15 protein-coding genes and 1 pseudogene are annotated in these 18278 nt (G+C 57.9%); 6 read left to right on the plus strand and 10 right to left on the minus strand.

What is annotated here, in order from left to right:
- Together U1140_RS10275 and U1140_RS10280 are read right to left on the minus strand one after the other, a co-directional pair.
- A partial coding sequence (locus tag U1140_RS10275) for an NlpC/P60 family protein (protein ID WP_369847662.1) occupies window positions 1–706 on the minus strand: 706 nt, incomplete at its 3' end.
- Window positions 703–1059, minus strand: a complete 357-nt coding sequence (locus U1140_RS10280) for a hypothetical protein (RefSeq protein ID WP_369847663.1) — start codon at window positions 1057–1059, stop codon at window positions 703–705. The genes U1140_RS10275 and U1140_RS10280, both read right to left, overlap by 4 nt.
- Window positions 1060–1255: 196 nt before the next feature.
- Here U1140_RS10280 and upp point away from each other — a divergent pair, with 196 nt between their 5' ends.
- The 5 genes from upp to U1140_RS10305 all read left to right on the plus strand — a co-directional run bounded on the left by upp (window position 1256) and on the right by U1140_RS10305 (window position 9110).
- A complete protein-coding gene (gene upp, locus U1140_RS10285) occupies window positions 1256–1891 on the plus strand; it encodes a uracil phosphoribosyltransferase (protein WP_369847664.1) in 636 nt (211 codons plus the stop codon).
- Window positions 1892–2146: 255 nt separating this feature from the next.
- Complete coding sequence (locus tag U1140_RS10290; RefSeq protein WP_369847666.1) at window positions 2147–2581, plus strand: helix-turn-helix domain-containing protein; 435 nt, start codon at window positions 2147–2149, stop codon at window positions 2579–2581.
- 166 nt (window positions 2582–2747) lie between these two features.
- Entirely contained in the window at window positions 2748–3938 is a 1191-nt protein-coding gene (locus U1140_RS10295) for an amidohydrolase (RefSeq protein WP_369847667.1), read from the plus strand.
- Between the two features lie 150 nt (window positions 3939–4088).
- Window positions 4089–5495, plus strand: coding sequence for an NAD(P)H-quinone dehydrogenase (locus U1140_RS10300; protein ID WP_369847720.1), 1407 nt, complete (start codon window positions 4089–4091; stop codon window positions 5493–5495).
- A gap of 186 nt (window positions 5496–5681) precedes the next feature.
- Complete coding sequence (locus U1140_RS10305; RefSeq protein WP_369847670.1) at window positions 5682–9110, plus strand: pyruvate carboxylase; 3429 nt, start codon at window positions 5682–5684, stop codon at window positions 9108–9110.
- A gap of 105 nt (window positions 9111–9215) precedes the next feature.
- Here the strand turns inward: U1140_RS10305 and U1140_RS10315 are convergent.
- The 5 genes and pseudogenes from U1140_RS10315 to U1140_RS10335 all read right to left on the minus strand — a co-directional run bounded on the left by U1140_RS10315 (window position 9216) and on the right by U1140_RS10335 (window position 15607).
- Window positions 9216–10708, minus strand: a pseudogene (locus U1140_RS10315) (transposase family protein).
- A 99-nt stretch (window positions 10709–10807) separates the two neighbouring features.
- Window positions 10808–11638 (minus strand): ABC transporter substrate-binding protein, encoded by an 831-nt coding sequence (locus U1140_RS10320; RefSeq protein ID WP_369847676.1) that lies wholly within the window; start codon window positions 11636–11638, stop codon window positions 10808–10810.
- Window positions 11639–12157: 519 nt separating this feature from the next.
- Window positions 12158–12658, minus strand: a complete 501-nt coding sequence (locus U1140_RS10325; protein ID WP_369847677.1) for a GNAT family N-acetyltransferase — start codon at window positions 12656–12658, stop codon at window positions 12158–12160.
- Window positions 12659–12714: 56 nt separating this feature from the next.
- Window positions 12715–14493 (minus strand): acetyl/propionyl/methylcrotonyl-CoA carboxylase subunit alpha, encoded by a 1779-nt coding sequence (locus U1140_RS10330; RefSeq protein ID WP_369847680.1) that lies wholly within the window; start codon window positions 14491–14493, stop codon window positions 12715–12717.
- Between the two features lie 226 nt (window positions 14494–14719).
- Complete coding sequence (locus tag U1140_RS10335; protein WP_369847681.1) at window positions 14720–15607, minus strand: sulfurtransferase; 888 nt, start codon at window positions 15605–15607, stop codon at window positions 14720–14722.
- 109 nt (window positions 15608–15716) lie between these two features.
- Here U1140_RS10335 and U1140_RS10340 point away from each other — a divergent pair, with 109 nt between their 5' ends.
- Entirely contained in the window at window positions 15717–16838 is a 1122-nt protein-coding gene (locus tag U1140_RS10340; RefSeq protein WP_369847723.1) for a Cj0069 family protein, read from the plus strand.
- A gap of 28 nt (window positions 16839–16866) precedes the next feature.
- Here U1140_RS10340 and U1140_RS10345 read toward each other — a convergent pair whose 3' ends face one another.
- From U1140_RS10345 to U1140_RS10355, 3 genes are all read right to left on the minus strand, one after another.
- Window positions 16867–17340, minus strand: coding sequence for a DUF3151 domain-containing protein (locus tag U1140_RS10345; RefSeq protein WP_369847683.1), 474 nt, complete (start codon window positions 17338–17340; stop codon window positions 16867–16869).
- 82 nt (window positions 17341–17422) lie between these two features.
- Window positions 17423–18055, minus strand: coding sequence for a Maf family protein (locus U1140_RS10350; protein WP_369847685.1), 633 nt, complete (start codon window positions 18053–18055; stop codon window positions 17423–17425).
- Entirely contained in the window at window positions 18048–18251 is a 204-nt protein-coding gene (locus U1140_RS10355) for an acyl-CoA carboxylase epsilon subunit (RefSeq protein WP_369847687.1), read from the minus strand. The genes U1140_RS10350 and U1140_RS10355 overlap by 8 nt, the downstream gene beginning before the upstream one ends.
- Window positions 18252–18278 lie beyond the last annotated feature (27 nt).

The following is an 18278-nucleotide window of genomic DNA, read 5'->3' on the forward strand; positions in this document are numbered from 1 at the left end:
CCCCTGGGGTTGTCCCACCCCATTGATAAGGCGTGCCCAATTGGCTGCGCGCTGCAGCAACAGCTTGTCGTCCAGCTTCCGCACCCTCGTCGGCGGGCACATCGGTGGAATGACTAGCTAGTGCGATGTCTGCTTCGGAGCTCGCCGCAGGCGCTTGCGCGGCCGCGGTTGTCGCGTGGGCTGCTGGTGGTGCTTCCCCGGAGGTCACCACTGCTGGGGTAGTGGTGGCGCTCGGTACACCTGCGGGGGTTGCCTCGAGGCGAAACGGCTGCTCGGCAATGCTGTGGAGCCGCCCGGCGAGACCAGAAAGCTGCTGATCAAGTTGCTGCGCGCAGCTGTGTGCCTGTGCGATATGAGCCTGCGCGAGCCCTTCCAGTTTTGCGACTGCAGCGGTGGTTGTGCCGGGGCCAGGAAGCATCGTAGAGGCGAACACGGGGACAGCTTGGTGCACAAAAGATTGCCCGATGCCCACCAGCTCGGCGATGCAGGATTCGACGGCGGCTTGCGCCTGGGCGGTGATTTCTGCAATTTCGTGATTGGAGCCGTCGATAAGCGCAGCGGCAGACTCGATATCGGCGGCACTTTCGCCACTGATAGCAGCGAGCTCAGTAACGGCGGAGAGATCCGGCATGGCAGGGATCCCGAAATTGCCCAGCTGTGCAGGCTCAAGTGAGCTTATGCGTTGCAGTGTAGAAATGAGATTCATCGGGTCACCTCCCTGCTGTTGGCTACGCTATGTGCAACTGGAAAGCCGTCGTTGAGGGATTCATCAAGCCCTCCCAGGGCGGTGCTGGTCGTAGATTCGGCCAAGCCGGCATCGCGGACCATACGGAAACCAGAATCTGCAGCGAAGCTGAGCCGTTGCGCCAGTATTCGTGACTGTGTTGCGGTGACAGCCGTGGCGCGCTCTAAAGCCGTGTAGAAATCGTGCTGGTTTGGTGATGCCCCAAGTGCAGTGAGCAACTGTGGGGGCACAGGTTCTCGGATGTTGGCAGCAGCGCGTTCCACGTCTGCGGACAAGGCGGTGGCGTGGTCGAAGTCAAAAGCAAATGTTGTCATGGCCCATTAGACGGCCAGCACGCCGTGCAGGTTCCCAGAATCAGAAGTTTTCCTTGTCCTACCTTGTCGTACCTTGTCCTAGGCCGTTTTCCTCGCTCCGCGGGGCACAGGCGCATCGTGTGCCGTGTCATTGCTGTCACTACAACAGGGCTGACCACAAAACGCTTTTGTTTAGTAATGGCATAGCATAGGAATCATGGATATCACCGTGGTAAAACACCCCTTAGCCGCAGCGCGTTTAAGCTTGTTGCGTGATCAACGCAGCGACAACGCCGCCTTTCGTGCAGCGTTGAAAGATCTCGGATCCATGCTGGTGTACGAGGCCGCTCGGAACTTAGATACCGACGAATTCGCCCTGACCACCCCGGTGGCAGAAACCACCGGAACTCGGCTGTCGAACCCACCGATTATCGTGCCGATTATCCGCGCCGGGCTGGGCATGGTCGATCCCGCACTGGCGATGATCCCGGATGCGCAGGTTGGTTTCATCGGTATGGCTCGCGACGAGACGACGCACGAGCCGGTGCCGTATCTGGAAGCATTGCCCGACGACCTCAGCGACCGCACGGTATTTCTCGTTGACCCGATGCTGGCGACCGGAGGCTCGCTACTGCACTCGCTGCAGCTGTTGGTTGATCGTGGGGCTCGCGATATCACCGCCGTGTGCATCGTCTCGGCGCAACCAGGTGTGCAGGCACTCGAAGAATCTGGCTTGCCCGTTCGTCTTGTCACCGGTGCGATTGATCCAGAACTCAACGAAAACGCCTATATCGTTCCTGGTTTGGGAGATGCCGGAGATCGTCTCTACGGGCCGCGCAATATTGACCTATAACTCCGCAGCCCTGTAGCGCCTAGCACCATAGCCTTCTAACCCCATAGCCCCCTAGTTTTCGTGGTCTCCCGCGTGTGTCTGCTGTGACCGATGTGCTTCAGCAGATCTCACACGGTGCACCGGATCGCACACAGGACAAGCGGTGCGTGCGCTCATAGTATGATGGATGCAGCATTATTCATGTTTATTCGTGCGGCATTATGCGCACAGAAAAATTAAAAATATTAATGCGGCATTATCGGGGGAGGATGCACCATGGCGGAACTGCACCGCTGGTATTGGACAAGTTACGGTCACGCGCTCGCAAACAACCTGCGTGCCTTGCGGAAAATGCGCGGGCTTTCGCAATCGCGCCTTGCACAATTATCCGGGATTTCGCGCACGCAAATTTCGAATCTGGAGCGCAACGAATGCGGTGACAAAGCCGCTGACCCGCTGCTTTCTACAGTTTATAAGCTGGCACAAATTCTTTATGTCCCGCCAGCCGTGCTGTTGCCGGGTGCTGATCGCGTCGTCGCGGGGTCCTGTTCTTTGACGACGCCACACCTGCAGAGGCGATGGCCCGTCGACGAGATCGACACCGCGCCGTTTACTAAGCTCTACCGCGCCGACGCTGCCACCGGTGAACTTCCCGAATTCGACACCGCGCTCGGTGGCACGGACCGTCCACGGGGATCCGAGCTAGCCTGAGTTAGACTGAGTTAGTTGGCGATTAGCGGGTATACTCAACCGGTGTGCCAGGAGCAGTATTCTGCACGGTAAATACACGAATACACGTCAAATACATCGCCGCGCGACTGCTAGCGCGCGGGAAACAGCTTGCTAGCTTTTGATAGCTGAAGAAAGGATCGGGTTGATGGACATTGCCTCGTTCGTTGCTGAGTGGATCGAACACCACCACGACGAGGTGATCGGTTGGCGCCGCCATATTCACCGCAACCCAGAGCTTTCCCACGAAGAACACGCCACCACAGATTTCCTCTGCGGTGTCTTGGAAGAATATGGACTGTCGCCGCAGCGATTCCCAGAAACCGGCTTGTACGTCGATATCGGTGCTGATCACGGCACTGGGCGCATCGCCTTTCGCGCAGATATCGATGCATTGCCCATCCAAGAAATCACCGGCGCAGAATTCGCCTCACAAACAGACGGGGTGTCGCATTCGTGCGGCCACGATATTCACACCACCGTCGCCTTGGGGCTTGCTTGTTCGCTGGGACAGCTGCTGCGGGCCTATCCGGGTGCATTGAGCTTTGGTGTGCGCGTTATTTTCCAGCCTGCCGAGGAAGTCATGTCCGGTGGTGCCGTCGACGTGATCGAATGGGGCGCGCTGCGGGGAGTTTCTGCTCTTTACGCGGTGCATGCCGAGCCGAAGCTGCGCGTTGGCCAAATTGGAATTCGTACTGGGGCGATCACTTCGGCCTCCGATGTCATCGAAATTGAGGTCTCGGGTACTGGTGGGCACACCTCGCGGCCGCATCTCACCAGCGACGTGGTTTATGCGCTGGGCAAGGTGGTTACAGAACTGCCAGCCGTCTTGTCGCGCCGGGTTGATCCACGTACCGGAACCGTTGCGGTGTTTGGTGCTATCCATGCTGGTTTTGCCCCAAATGCGATCCCGGAGCAAGGCTCGGTCATGGGAACTCTGCGCACGGCAGATATCGGTGTGTGGCGTTGGTTGCGGCGTGAACTTTCGGAAATCATTGGAGAGATCCTGGCACCAACCGGTGTGAACTATGTGCTCACCCATGACCAGGGAGTGCCGCCGGTGCTTAACGACGAAGTCGCCACCGCGATTTTGGCAGAAGCGGTCACTGACATTGACCCGCAAGCAGCAGTGCAAGCGCCGCAATCGTCGGGAGGCGAAGATTTCTCCTGGTACCTCGAACACGTGCCAGGGTCGATGGCACGATTGGGCTGTTGGTCTGGTTCTGGCGAAATGCAGGATTTGCACCAGGGCAATTTTCACCCGGATGAGCGTGCATTGGCCGTCGGTATCCGTTTATTTGGTGGGATTGTCGCGCGTTATGAAGCACAAGCGCGCTAACATAGAGTCCAAGACTGAACATGACTGTAAAAACTCAGAATTAAAGCAGACGGAATTCTGTGCAGAAAAAATGCTGCACGCTGCACATTGCTGCTACAGGTATTTTCGATGAGAGTGTAAGGAGCCCGCGTGTCTCACACCGCAAAGCGAATGGTCATCATAGGCGGCGGACCAGCCGGGTATGAAGCTGCCTCGGCGGCAACAAAATATGGTGCGAAAGTAACCCTGATCGATGATCTGGCTCCGGGCGGTAACTCGGTGCTGTTGGACTGTGTTCCTTCGAAGTCGTTCATCGCCGGAGCCAACATTAAAACCGACTTGCGCCGTGCCGACGATATGGGCCTGAACGAGGGGATTGGCGAGACCAATCTGTCGGTGAAAGCCTTGAATGAGCGTGTGCAAGTGCTGGCGAATGAGCAATCGGCCGATATCGCAGAAGGCTTGGAAGAACTCGGTGTGCGCGTCATCAAAGGTCGTGCCAGCTTCGAGGAAATGGTCTCCGGTGTTACGCATTTGGTGACTGCCACGCACAGCGAAGATGGCCGCGAAGAACTCATCCCGTGCGACCTGGTGTTGCTTGCCACCGGTGCTAGCCCGCGGATCTTGCCGGGCGCACAGCCAGACGGTGAACGCATTTTGACCTGGCAGCAGATCTACAACCTCGAAGAGTTGCCAGAGCACCTCATCGTCGTCGGTTCTGGTGTTACGGGTGCCGAGTTTGTCTCGGCGTTTTCTGAGCTAGACGTCAAGGTGACGATGGTGGCCTCGCGTGACCGCATTCTGCCGCATGACGACGCCGATGCTGCGGACACTCTCGAGGAAGTTTTGGCAGAGCGCGGCGTAGAGTTGGAAAAGCATGCTCGCGTGTCGGAAGTGAAACGCACCGACGGCGAAGGAGGTCAAGGCGTTGTTGTGATCACTGACGATGGTCGCGAAATTCACGGCTCACACGCGCTGCTATCCATTGGTTCCATTCCGAACACTTCCAACATGGGTCTGGAGCGTCTTGGTGTAGAGATGGAAAAGTCTGGCCACATCAAGGTCGACCGCGTCTCGCGCACCAATGTAGCCAATGTTTACGCTGCTGGTGACTGCTCGAACCTGTTCCCGTTGGCTTCGGTTGCTGCGATGCAGGGGCGTATCGCGGCATACCACGCTTTGGGTGAAGGCGTGTCGCCGCTGCGCCTGAAAACCGTGGCCACCGCGGTGTTTACTCGTCCGGAAATTGCTGCCGTCGGCGTGACGGAAAAAGAAATCGAAGACGGCGAGGTGTTGGCGCGTAAGTTCAAACTCCCGCTACACACCAACCCGCGCGCGAAAATGCGTTCGCTGCGCCACGGTTTCGTGAAGATTTTCTGCCGCGGTCAGTCGGACTTGGTCATCGGTGGAGTAGTGGTAGCACCGCACGCCTCCGAGCTGATTTTGCCGATCGCAGTGGCCGTGGCCAACAACCTCACCGTGACGGACCTGGCTGATTCTTTCGCCGTGTATCCGTCATTGTCGGGTTCGATTACGGAAGCCGCCCGTCGCCTGATCGCGCCGGACACTCTGACTTAAAAACCAAGCGTCACGCTCACTGGCTTCACCGCCGAGCTTCAGCTCGCCTCGTGAGCGCTGCAATTTTTCACCCCGCCCGCCGTTTCGTACGGCGGGTTTAGTATATTGAGATCTAGATTACCCAGGCCCTTCTGCTGTGGGGCTGGTCGGGTGATTGCTCATGTGTATATCCGAAAGGAATTTGACGTGGCAGAGTCAGGCTTGCCCGCCTTCAACAAAATTCTCGTCGCCAACCGCGGCGAAATCGCCGTCCGCGCATTCCGCGCCGCATTCGAGACTGGGGCACGGACCGTCGCGGTGTATCCGCGAGAAGACCGAAACTCTTTCCACCGTGCCTTCGCCGATGAGGCCGTGCGCATTGGTGCCGACGCCCAGCCAGTAAAGGCTTATTTGGATGTCGACGAGATCATCCGAGCAGCGAAGAAGTCGGGTGCAGACGCGGTCTATCCTGGCTATGGTTTCCTCTCTGAGCGTGCTGATCTGGCTCGCAAGTGTGCCGAAAACGGCATCAAGTTCATCGGGCCGACCGAAGACACCCTGCATCTGACTGGCGACAAATCGGCTGCCGTGCAGGCTGCAGAAGAAGCCGGTTTGCCAACGTTGAAAGACTCCAAACCGTCGTCCGACGTCGACACGCTGGTGGAGTACTCCTCTGAGTTTGAATACCCACTGTTCGTCAAAGCCGTCGCCGGTGGCGGCGGCCGTGGTATGCGCTTTGTGAAGAGCGAGAAAGAACTGCGCACGAAGATCGCTGAAGCCTCCCGTGAGGCGGAGGCCGCGTTCGGCGATGCCAATGTCTATCTCGAAACTGCGGTGATTAAACCGCAGCACATCGAGGTGCAGATTTTGGCGGACTCGCAGGGCAACGTCGTGCACTTGTACGAGCGCGATTGTTCGCTGCAGCGGCGACACCAGAAGGTCGTCGAGATTGCTCCGGCACAGTTTTTGGATCCGCAGTTGCGGGAAAAGATTTGTGCCGACGCGGTGCGTTTCTGTGAGCACATCAACTACGAAGGCGCCGGTACGGTTGAGTTTCTTGTCGACGAAAACGGCAAGCATGTCTTCATTGAGATGAACCCCCGCGTGCAGGTCGAACACACTGTCACCGAGGAAGTTACCTCTGTCGACATCGTGAAATCGCAGATGCACATCGCTGCTGGTGCGAGCTTGGAGCAGCTGGGGCTGCGCCAAGAAGACATCAGGCTGTCTGGTGCTGCTTTGCAGTGCCGCATTACCACCGAGGATCCAGCAAACGGCTTCCGCCCAGATACGGGTACTGTTTCGTCGTACCGCTCTCCGGGTGGTGCTGGTGTGCGTCTGGATGGTGCGACTTCCGTGGGTGCAGAGATCACCCCGAATTTCGACTCATTGCTGGTGAAGATGACCTGCCGTGGCGCAGACTTCCAGATCGCGGTGGCCCGTGCCCAGCGCGCCCTCAACGAATTCACGGTCACCGGTGTGTCGACGAATATTGGCTTCCTGCGAGCCCTCCTGCGCGAACCAAAATTCGCGAACGAGCGCATCAATACCGGCTTTATCGCTGATCACCCGCACCTGCTGGAAGCTCCTCCGGCTGATGATGAGCCAGGCCGCATCCTGGAATACATCGCGGATATGACCGTCAACAAGCCGCATGGTGAGCGCCCAACTGCGCTGCGTGCCTTCGACAAATTGCCGAAGCAGCTAGCACCAGAGATCCCGAAGGGCTCGCGCGATCGCCTGTTGGAATTGGGGCCAGAAGGATTTGCGAAATCGATCCGCGAACAAGACGCCTTGGCGGTCACCGATACCACCTTCCGCGACGCGCACCAGTCGCTGCTTGCCACTCGCGTGCGTACCTCCACACTGTTCGCTGCCGCGCAGCACGTTGCGCGCATGACCCCAGACTTGTACTCCGTCGAGGCTTGGGGCGGTGCCACTTACGACGTGTCCATGCGCTTTTTGCACGAAGACCCATGGCAGCGCCTGGACCTGTTGCGCAAAGAAATGCCGAACATCAACCTGCAGATGCTGCTGCGTGGTCGCAACACCGTCGGCTACACGCCATACCCAGATGCAGTCGCCAAGGCCTTTGTGCAGGAAGCCTCGGATTCCGGTATCGATATCTTCCGCATCTTCGACGCGCTGAATGATGTCTCCCAGATGCGCCCGGCGATCGATGCCGTGTTGGAGACCAACAAGTCTGTCGCCGAGGTTGCCATGGCTTATTCCGGTGATATGACTTCGCCGAAAGAAAACATCTACACGCTGGATTATTACCTGCGCCTGGCCGAAGAAATCGTGGAATCCGGCGCCCACGTGCTGGCGATCAAAGACATGGCTGGTCTGTTGCGTCCGGCAGCCGCGACCAAGCTGATCACCGAGCTGCGCAAGAACTTTGATGTTCCGGTGCACGTGCACACGCACGACACCGCAGGCGGCCAGCTGGCGACTTACCTGGCGGCTGCGAACGCGGGTGCCGATGCCGTCGACGGCGCCTCGGCACCACTTGCTGGCACTACCTCGCAGCCGTCGCTGTCGGCGATTGTGGCGGCCTTTGAAAACACCGAGCGCGACACTGGCCTGGACTTGCAGGCCGTGGGTGATCTGGAACCGTACTGGGAGGCCGTGCGCCAGGTTTACGCCCCATTTGAGTCGGGAATTCCTGGCCCCACCGGGCGCGTGTACAAGCACGAAATTCCGGGTGGACAGCTGTCCAACCTACGCACGCAAGCGAGCGCACTGGGGCTGGCCGATCGCTTCGAGCTCATCGAAGATACCTACGCTGCCGTCAACGAGATGTTGGGCCGGCCAACCAAGGTCACACCGTCATCGAAGGTGGTTGGCGACTTGGCGCTGCACCTGGTGGGCGCCAACGTCTCCCCAGAAGATTTCGCTGCTGATCCGCAGAAGTACGACATTCCAGATTCCGTTATCGCCTTCTTGCGCGGTGAGCTGGGAACGCCACCGGCTGGTTGGCCAGAGCTGAAGGATAAGGCGCTGGCGGGCCGTTCCGAATCGAAACCGCAGTTGACTGAAGTACCGGAAGCAGAAGAAAAAGCGCTTGCCGACGACGACAAGTGGGTACGGCGCAATGGATTGGACCGACTTCTGTTCCCGAAGCAGGTCGAAGAATTCGCCGAATTCAAACGTCGCTTTGGTGATACCTCGGCATTGGACGATCGCGTGTTCTTCTACGGGTTGGTGGAAGGCGAAGAAACCGTCTTGCACTTCGCACCGGATGAGACTGGATTTACCCCGCCATCCATGGTGGTGCGTCTGGATGCCGTGGGTGATCCGGACGAAAAGGGTATCTGCAATGTCGTGATGAACGTCAACGGGCAGATCCGTCCGATCAAGGTCCGAGATCAATCCGTGGAATCGTCGGTAGCGTCGGTGGAAAAGGCTGATAAGTCTAACCCGGGCCATGTCGCCGCACCGTTCGCCGGCGTGGTGAACCCAACCGCCAAGGTCGGAGATAAGGTCTCTGCTGGTGACGAGGTGGCGATCATTGAGGCGATGAAGATGGAAGCCCAAATCTCTGCCACCGTCGACGGCACCATCGAGCGCGTCGCTATGGGGCAGGCGACCAGCGTTGAAGGCGGCGACTTGATCGTGGTAATCAAAGAAGACTAGTGCTGTTATGTCCATGAGGTTTTTGGACTTGGAGTCCAGCTACTTTTTGGACTCGGAGTCTCCCCGCTTTTTGGACGGGGAGTCCACAGAGTTTTTGTACTGGTGCTAACTTGGCTTCTTCCGGCGGCTTGGCCGTGGCCCAGAAAGGTTGGGTTTTAGCTCTGGGGGTTGTCGGTGCCACATGCCGACAACGTGGTTTATGTTGATTTGACCGCCGGGTGGACGCTGATTCAGTTGGATCGGCAGCGGAAATGACAACAGTTTCTCACCGTCGTGATCAGTAAAAATTCCACATAGTCATCGGCTACGCTGCTGTAGATGGCTCGATTTTTGAAGCGCAGCCCGACGTAGAGGCCGTGTCCCATAACGCGTACCACCCCGCTTTTGTTGATCCACAGCTTGTCCGGGATAGGCCAGAGTGCATTTACACCGGTAGAGCTTGGCATTACGGTTGAGGAATCGGCATGGGGTGCATCTTGCTGGATCGCCTGAGTGTCGTTACTTGGTGCCCTGTCTGAAGCTGCAACTTCAGGCAGGGCATTATCTGTCGCGACCACTGTCTCGGCTGCTAAGGCATCTGCCTGGTTGTCGGGGTGAATCCGGTGATATCGTTTCGTGATTTTTGTCTATAAAACATCTGGGTCAATCGGCTGCGTCGGTGGCTGGGCATGCGAGATAATCTCCCAGGCTTGGGCTGGGGTGATGTGCATCTTGCCTTTGAGAAGTCCTTGCTGGCGACGGCGTGTGTTGTAGAAGTTGCGGTAGTCGACAATCAGCTGTTGGACCTGCGCCAGCGTCGTTGGGGTACGAGCATCCAAAAACCTGGTCATGGTTTGGTGCGATCGCTCGTCTTTGCCTTGCGTCGTGGGAGCAAAGCCCGCACTTGATTGAACTCCCAGGCTGGCGAGCCAGCATTCGGTTTGCGACAGCCGGCCGCGATGGTAGGTGGCAAAGGCATCACCGTTGTCAGACAGGACTTCTTGGGGAAGTCCGTAAGCATCAATGGCTCCACTTAGCGTGATGCGGGCATCGGTGCCGTTTTCTGGAGTTCCAAAAGCTTGGGAGCCGAGGTCGAAGCGGCTGGCATCGTCGACGACTTGGTAGATAGTCACTTGCGTGTGAGCCACATCGAAGAGTCTGTAGGTAAACGCATCGATCTGCCACAGTTCATTGACTTCGCCCCTGGCAAAGTGCCTGTAGGACTTACGCGGTCTTTTACGTGCATTGATCTCAGCGACGCCAGCCTCGTGCAACCAGTGTGCGATTAAAGCTCGTGACGGTGGTTGGTCGTAGCCGAGTTCGTCGAGGAAGAAATAGAAGATTGACCATGGGCCGTAGTCTTGGCCGCGGGCTTTTAACGTACCGCGAGCTTGCAGGACCTGTTGTCGAATCTTGTCATCGTAGACCCGTCGCGGGTTCAGTGGTGCCGTGCGATCCGGCACGATGCCAGCCCGCCCGCGTTCGGCGATACGTGCTTTGATGTTGTAGTACGTCTGCTTCGATACGCCGATGTTCTTGCAAAACTGCTGGACCGCGATGCCCTCACGGATGGGGTCGAAATCCGCTATCTTCTTGCGGAGAGTAATGGGAATTGCCATCCCCACATTGTCAACAAGCCAGAGTCCAAAAAGTCGTTAGACATCCTGTCCATAAACTTCCTGGACTCCGAGTCCAAAAAGTCACTAGACATCACACAGCTAGTCTGCGTCCACTTCGAAGTACTCGGCGATATCGTCGAGTACTTCGTTTGCTCCATATATGCCGACGGCGCTCATCCAAATGGTGTCGTCGACATCGTGGATCTCACCTTTCAGTTGGTTCCAGAGCGGATTGCGCTGGAATTCTTCTTGTGTCTTTGCGGCTTCGCCATCGTCGTCGCCATACGCGCTGGTAAAGATGTAGTCTGCATCCGCTTTGGCGATTTCTTCTGCGGAAATTTCGGTGCTGAACCCAGTGCCGGTGGAAGCGTCATTTCGTGCGAAGCCGAGATCGGCAAAGATCACCCCGATATAGCTGTCGTCTTTATAGATCCGAGTCGGCCCATCGACGAATCGCACGGACGTCACGCTAGGGTTTTTCCCGAGCTTTTCGCGTACGCGATCACCGATGCGCGCAGCACGCTCTTCGTAGTCGGTGATGAGCTCGTCGGCTTTTTCGGATTTATCCGCTACTTCACCTACCAGGCGCAAGCTGTCTTTCCAGCCATGGCCTCCAGAATCAGAAAAAACCGTCGGCGCGATGCTGCTCATCCGTTCGTAGAGATCTTCATGCCGGACTTTCGACGACAAGATCGCATCGGGTTTCAGCGCAGCGACTTTCTCTAATGACGGGTCACTAAGTTCACCAACCGAGACCGCGTCACCTGCGTATTTCTCGCCATCATCGCCGAAATAAGCAGGGATTCCGCTGTCTCCTTGGAGCTCGGTGAAGCCAACGACGTGCAAGCCCAGAGCGATAGCTGGGTCCAATACCGTGCGGTCGAGTGCTGCAACGGTGGTAATTTCTTCGCCCAGCTCCGTCGATCCCATTGCGTGCGAAATTGTCCGTGTAGCAGACGATTCTGCAGGTTTGAATGTGCTGTCTGCAGTGCCGGTGGTTGTATTCTGGCTGGAGCGCGCAGAATCATCGGCTGGTGCGGTACATGCAGTCAGTAGCCCCAAGCTGCAGGCGACTGCGAGGAATGCGCTTCTGGCCTTCCGGCTGTGGAATGGGCTGCCGAGCGATTGCCTGCTTATCGACGTTGGGTGTGGGGAGAATTGCCTGTGGGGAAGTGGTGAGGAAACTGCTGCTGCTTCGGGCAGCGGGGATGCTGGCATTGTGGCTGTACCTCTTGGTCGCAAAACTGAAGTGCAGACCAGAAACGCCGAACTAGCGTACGGTGTTGCTAGCCTACCCTTATTACAACCAATAGGTTAGCATAGCCAACTTTATAAGTTATTGTGAAGCTGGGTGATGATGTGGAGACCATGAAATAGGCACGGAGCCGTGGCGGGTTAAATCCCGCTCAACGTGCAGACCGGCCCCGCTAGACTCCCACAACGCTCCCGCTAAACACGCGGCTGCTCGAACCATTTGACCATTGTCGAGTCCGTCTTGTATTCGAAGCCAAATTTTTCATAGCGGGCGCGTGCGCGGGGGTTATTCTCGTCGACAAACAAAGAGATGCCAGGAGCACCCTGGGTGCGCGCCAACTCTACGCCGGCTTCGAGCAGCCGGGTTCCAAGCCCCAAGCCTGCGTAGCGGCGCTCCACGGCGATTACTAGCTCCGGCACCTCTGGGTAGCCAACCCAGCCAGAACCAGGGTTGTTGGACTTCCAGTAGCGCAAAAACAGGCCACCGGCAGGTACCGCGTGGCTAGAGATGGCGATGATGCCACCCTGGGTGTAGGGATCCCAGTGGTTGACGTATTTGTGGTGATCGGCGGCCTCGGTCGCGGGAAGGTCGCGGGATTCGTCGCCGAAAACGTCGGCAAGATAGTGCAGCCGGGACAGGTATGTACGGTCCTCGTTGGTGGCCGGACGCAGGTTAATCGTTGAGTCGTTGGTCATAACAATCTAGGTTAGCCGACAGCGAGCAAATTGGTTTTGCTCACGGAGCTTTTGCCCTACTTGATCTCCAACATGACATCGCCCTTGCCGATCTGCCCGCCCTCAGAGACTTTCAGGCCGGTAACAGCACCGGACTTGTGCGCTTTGACCGGGTTTTCCATCTTCATGGCCTCGAGAACGACGATCACGTCGCCTTCTGCGACTTCTTGGCCTTCTTCCACCGCAACCTTGATGACGGTGCCCTGCATCGGTGCAACGACGGTATCGCCAGAGACCGCAGCCTTGGAGCCACCACCGCGGCGCTTTTTCGCCTTTTTCTTTGGTGCCTCGCCGCCACCGCCGATGGTCAACGAACCTGGCAGCGCAACCTCGATCCGCCGGCCGTCGATCTCGACGACGTACTTCTTCGGCGGCAGATCTGGTTCTTCCTCTGGCTCAACGTGCTCACCGGCGAAAGCGGGAATGTCGTTGGTCCATTCCTCTTCAATCCACTTGGTGTAGACCGTGAAGCCTTCGTCATCGGTAGCTGCAAAGGCTGGGTCGTTGATGATGGCGCGGTGAAACGGGATCACCGTCGGCATGCCGTCAACGGTGAATTCGTCGAGCGCACGCCGGGAGCGGGCCAGGGCCTCCTCGCGGTTTTCTGCGTGCACGATCAGCTTCGCGAGCATGGAGTCGAATTGTCCGCCGATAACGGTGCCTTGGCGCACACCGGAATCGACACGGATGCCAGGCCCAGCTGGCTCTGCATACGTCGCGACGGTGCCCGGAGCAGGCATGAAATTCGCGCCCGGATCCTCGCCGTTGATGCGGAATTCAAAGGCATGGCCAACCGGTTGCGGATCTTCGGTGAAACGCAGCGTCTGGCCTTCGGCGATGCGGAACTGCTCGCGCACCAAATCGATGCCCGTCGTTACCTCGGTGACGGGGTGTTCGACCTGCAAACGAGTGTTGACCTCAAGGAAGGAGATCAAGCCGTCGGAACCGACCAGGAATTCCACAGTGCCGGCGCCGTAGTAGCCAGCCTGGCGACAAATCCGCTTGGATGATTCGTGGATTTCTTCACGCTGCTTATCCGTCAAAAATGGGGCAGGGGCTTCTTCCACGAGTTTTTGGAAACGACGCTGTAGCGAACAGTCACGTGTGCCAACGACGATGACGTTGCCGTGCTGGTCGGCCAAAACCTGCGCCTCCACGTGGCGGGCGCGGTCCAGGTAGCGCTCGACGAAACATTCGCCACGGCCGAATGCCGCGGTTGCTTCACGGGTAGCTGACTCAAAAAGCTCGGCGACTTCTTCACGCTCATAGGCGACTTTCATGCCGCGGCCACCGCCGCCGAATGCGGCCTTGATGGCGATGGGCAGGCCGTGCTCGTCGGCAAAGGCTTCAACCTCAGAGGCATCGGCGACTGGATCTTTGGTGCCCGGTGCCATCGGAGCATCAGCTTTTTCTGCAATATGGCGGGCGGTGACTTTATCACCTAGATCGGCGATCGCCTCTGGTGAAGGGCCAATCCAGATCAGCCCTGCGTCAATGACGGCGCGTGCGAAATCGGCGTTTTCGGATAAAAAGCCGTAGCCGGGGTGAATGGCATCGGCGCCGGATTTTTTGGCGGCGTCGAGTACCTTGTCGAAGTCCAAGTAGGATTCTGCAGACGTGGATCCACCCAAGGCGAAAGCTTCGTCGGCAAGCCCCACGAAAGGGGCGTTCGCGTCCGGCTCTGCATACACGGCCACAGATGCGATTCCGGCGTCTTTCGCGGCACGGATGATGCGCACTGCGATTTCGCCGCGGTTCGCGATCAATACCTTGGTGATCTTTGTCTGTTCAGCCACGTTGGCCCTCCATAGCGTTGTAAATTCGTTCGAAACGTATAAGCACAATTTTTGCGCGAACTGCGCCGCACAACTCGTTCAGTCTATTCTTACACACCAAAACATGAGAAAACCATCAGGTTTTGCGTCGTGTCCACAATCGTGGTGGAAAAAGCACAAAAACACAATTCGCGCAGCGTGGTCATTGTGCGATGATGCGTGGCGCTGCGCGGGGTTGTTCCGCCGTTTAGGCGTCTGCCGCACCCTGTTCAATCGGCATGCCGATCATATTTCCCCACTCTGACCAGCCACCGTCGTAAATTCGGGTGGAATCATGCCCCAGCAAAAACTTGCCCACGAACCACACCAGGGCTGCACGCGCGCCCACCTGCGAATAAATCACGCTGGATTTCGCCGGCCAGAGCTTGTCCAAATCAGCTTTCGAGCGGAACATGCCGTTTGCTGTCAGTAAAGATTTCCAGGGAAGGTGCACCGCGCCTGGCACATGGCCGTGCCGGCGAGTCAACACAGCCCCAGGGCCACTGCCGACCTCGTGCACTACGGCCTCGCGCTCGCTGGTGAGACCAGAAAATTCTGCGGCAGAGCGAACATCGATGGCATTGAGAGCATCGTCGTCGGCAAGCTCGTCGACAAAAACTCGTGCAGCGGCGTCGTCACGCTCGCACACCGGATAATTCGACGGCTGTAACACCAACGCGGGGCTGAGCGAGGTATCGCGTTCTTCTTGCATCCAACCTTCGCGCCCGCCATCCAAAATGCGGGTATCCGGGTGGCCGAATAACTCGAAAACCCACAGCGCAAAACATGCCCAGCGGTTACCGCGATCGCCGTAAAAGACCACGGTGTCATCGCGGTTGATTCCCAGGCGTGAAAGCAAAGCTGCGAAGCCGTCTCCGTCGATGATGTCCAGCGTTGTCGGATCAATCAATTCTTCTGGATTGATGCGCAAAGCCGAAGGTAGATGGCCGATGTTATAAAGTACGGAATCTTCATTACACTCAACGACGTGCAAACCGTTCACACCTAAGCGGGCGGATAGCCACGAAGCAGAAACCAACCGCCCAGGGTCCGCATATTCCCGAAACGAGGGATGGTTATCGAAAGCAATAGCCACGGGTCAGCCTTTCAGACGGCGGGAAAGTACACTCCATAAATCTTATCGAAAACATCGCAGTAAAGGACTCGACATGCATAAAACAATTCCCGACGCCACACAGCACGCTATGCACCGTGCTGTTGTCATCTTCGAAGTCGAAGGTGGCAATGACAAAACCATCCACGGAAACCGTGTGGACACCAAGCCGATTATTGCGGCGCTACAAGCAGCTGGTTGGCACGCCGAAGTAGTTGTTTACCGTCCGGAGTGGACAGAGAAGATTTTCGACTATGTCTCGGGTTCGTTTGATGCTTATATCTCGCGCGTGAACCCAGGCAATATCCCGGGCGGCGAGGACGGCTATTTCGCGCTGCTGGAAAGGCTTGCCGACGGCGGGCTGGCTGGGTTTTCTCGCCCGGCGGAAATGTTGGCGTATGGTGCCAAGGACGCGCTGGTCAAGCTCAACGACACCGCGCTGGTACCTGCAGATACCGCGGCGTATTACGACGTTGCAAGCTTCCGCCAAGCATTCCCGATTTCCTTGGCTCGCGGCGAGCGGGTGCTCAAGCAAAACCGCGGCTCGACGGGTGAAGGAATCTGGCGGGTGCAGCTTGCCGACGAATCCGCCCGCCCAGCAGCTGGCGAAGCCGTAGCAGATGATGCCCAGGTGATCTGCACCGAAGCAGTGGATAACCACACAGAGACCCACAGCCTTGCCGAGTTCATGTCGCGTTGTGAGCAATACTTGGATGGCGAGTCCGGCATGCTCGTCGACATGCGCTTTTTGCCGCGCATCGTCGAAGGCGAAATCCGTGTTCTGGTGGTCGGCGATAACCCGGTCTCGGTGATTCACAAGAAACCCGCCGCTGGTGGTAATAACTTCTCTGCAACGCTGTTTTCTGGCGCGCACTACACCCACAACACGCCGGGGGCGTGGCCGGATCTGTTGGAGGTATTCGAGCGCTATCGCCCGGTGATCGCCGAACGGCTCGGTGGCGAATTGGGTGGCACCATGCCGTTGTTGTGGACCGCGGATTTCATTCTTGCCGACGGCGACGACGGTGCAGAAGGTACAGAAGGTGCAGAAAATGTAGAAGGTGCCGCTAGTTCCCGTGATTCGTATGTGCTCGGCGAGATCAACTGTTCCTGCGTCGGGTTTAGCTCACAGCTGGAATCCGGTATTCAAGAAAAGATTGCTGCCGAGGTAATCTCTCGGGTGGAGGCCCGGGCGGCGAAAGCTTCGCACTAGGCCTGAGCACTCTGCTGGTAGTAAGCGCTTATCCCAGGAGCTTTTCGACGCTACCGGGATCGGCATCAGACAGCATTTGGCGGCAGCGATCGTATTCATCGTCATCGCCAATTGCTTGTGAGGCCAAGGCCAACGCGGCGATCGCGCGCAGTACGCCCTGGTTCGGTTCGTGGGAAAACGGTACCGGGCCCCAGCCTTTCCAGCCATTGGCACGCAAGCAGTCTAACCCGCGGTGGTATCCGGTGCGCGCGCACGAATAGGCGATCAGCTTTGCTTCGTTGCGTGATAAGCCTTCTGCGGTGGCTTGCGAGGCCCATAGCGACGAGACCGATTCGGCTTCGTTTTCGCTGACCATCTTCAGCGTTTCTTCGGCACGGAATGCCCAGACCAGCGGGCTTTCCGGAAAATTCAGCGCGGTTTCGGCTGCCTGCAAATCCTGTTCTTGGGCAGGATCAGCGGGTAGTTTGATTGGTTCTGGGGCGAGCATATCTTTCATTTCCATGCCCCTTAGAATACTGGAGAATACGTGGTTCCTGCCTGAAGGTGGGGGCGTGCAGAATCGCTCTGTATCACCGGTTCCAGAATCACCGGTTCCAGAAATCGGCAACGCCGAACCCAAAGTGGTACAGCGCGCGGCGCACTACTGGCAGCGAGAGACCAATGACTGACGACGGATCGCCGTCGATGCGCTCGATAAACCAACCGCCGAGTGCCTCGAGCGTGAATGCTCCGGCACACTCCCACGGCTCGCCGGTGGCAGCGTAGGCAGCGATATCTTCTGCGTTGGCTTGTGCAAATGCAATCTTGGTGGTGGCGGCCTCGGTGTAGACTTCGCCGTCGTAAAGCAGGCAATGGCCGGTCAGCAGCTCTGCACGACGCCCAGCCTGGGCGTGCCAGCGCTCAACGGTGGCCTGCTCGGTGTGCGGTTTGCCCTGCAGCTGCCCGTCGAGAAGCAACATGGAATCGCCACCGATCACCACGTCATCTGGGTAGGCAGCCGCGATGGCTTGCGCTTTCGCCTGGGCGAGGGCAGTGACTACCTCGGCGGGGGTGGAACCGGCAAGCTGGCGTTGAATGGCAGTCTCGTCGACATCAGCCGGGGCGATGACAGGTTCAACCCCAGCGGAACGCAAAATCCCAGCCCGCGATGGCGACTGGGAGGCAAGCACAATGCGTGGCTGCGGTTGTTGCTGCGATGATTGCTGTGGGTTAGTCAAAATGCACATTCCGGTAGGCAGACGGGTTGTACAACGGGCGACCTCCCAGTACACGGCCGGTGCCCCAGCGATTGTGAGGAGCATGCACGCCGGCGGCTTCGGCGCGTGCGCGGGCATCTAATTTTCCGATGACGACTGTAAGCGCGGTGAGTTCACCATCGCTCAGGGTGCCATTAATGACAGAATAAGATTCCACTGCTTCTCCAGGTTCTCGTGGCGGCGA

The organism is Corynebacterium drakensteinense, assembly GCF_041224285.1.
Lineage (GTDB): Bacteria > Actinomycetota > Actinomycetes > Mycobacteriales > Mycobacteriaceae > Corynebacterium.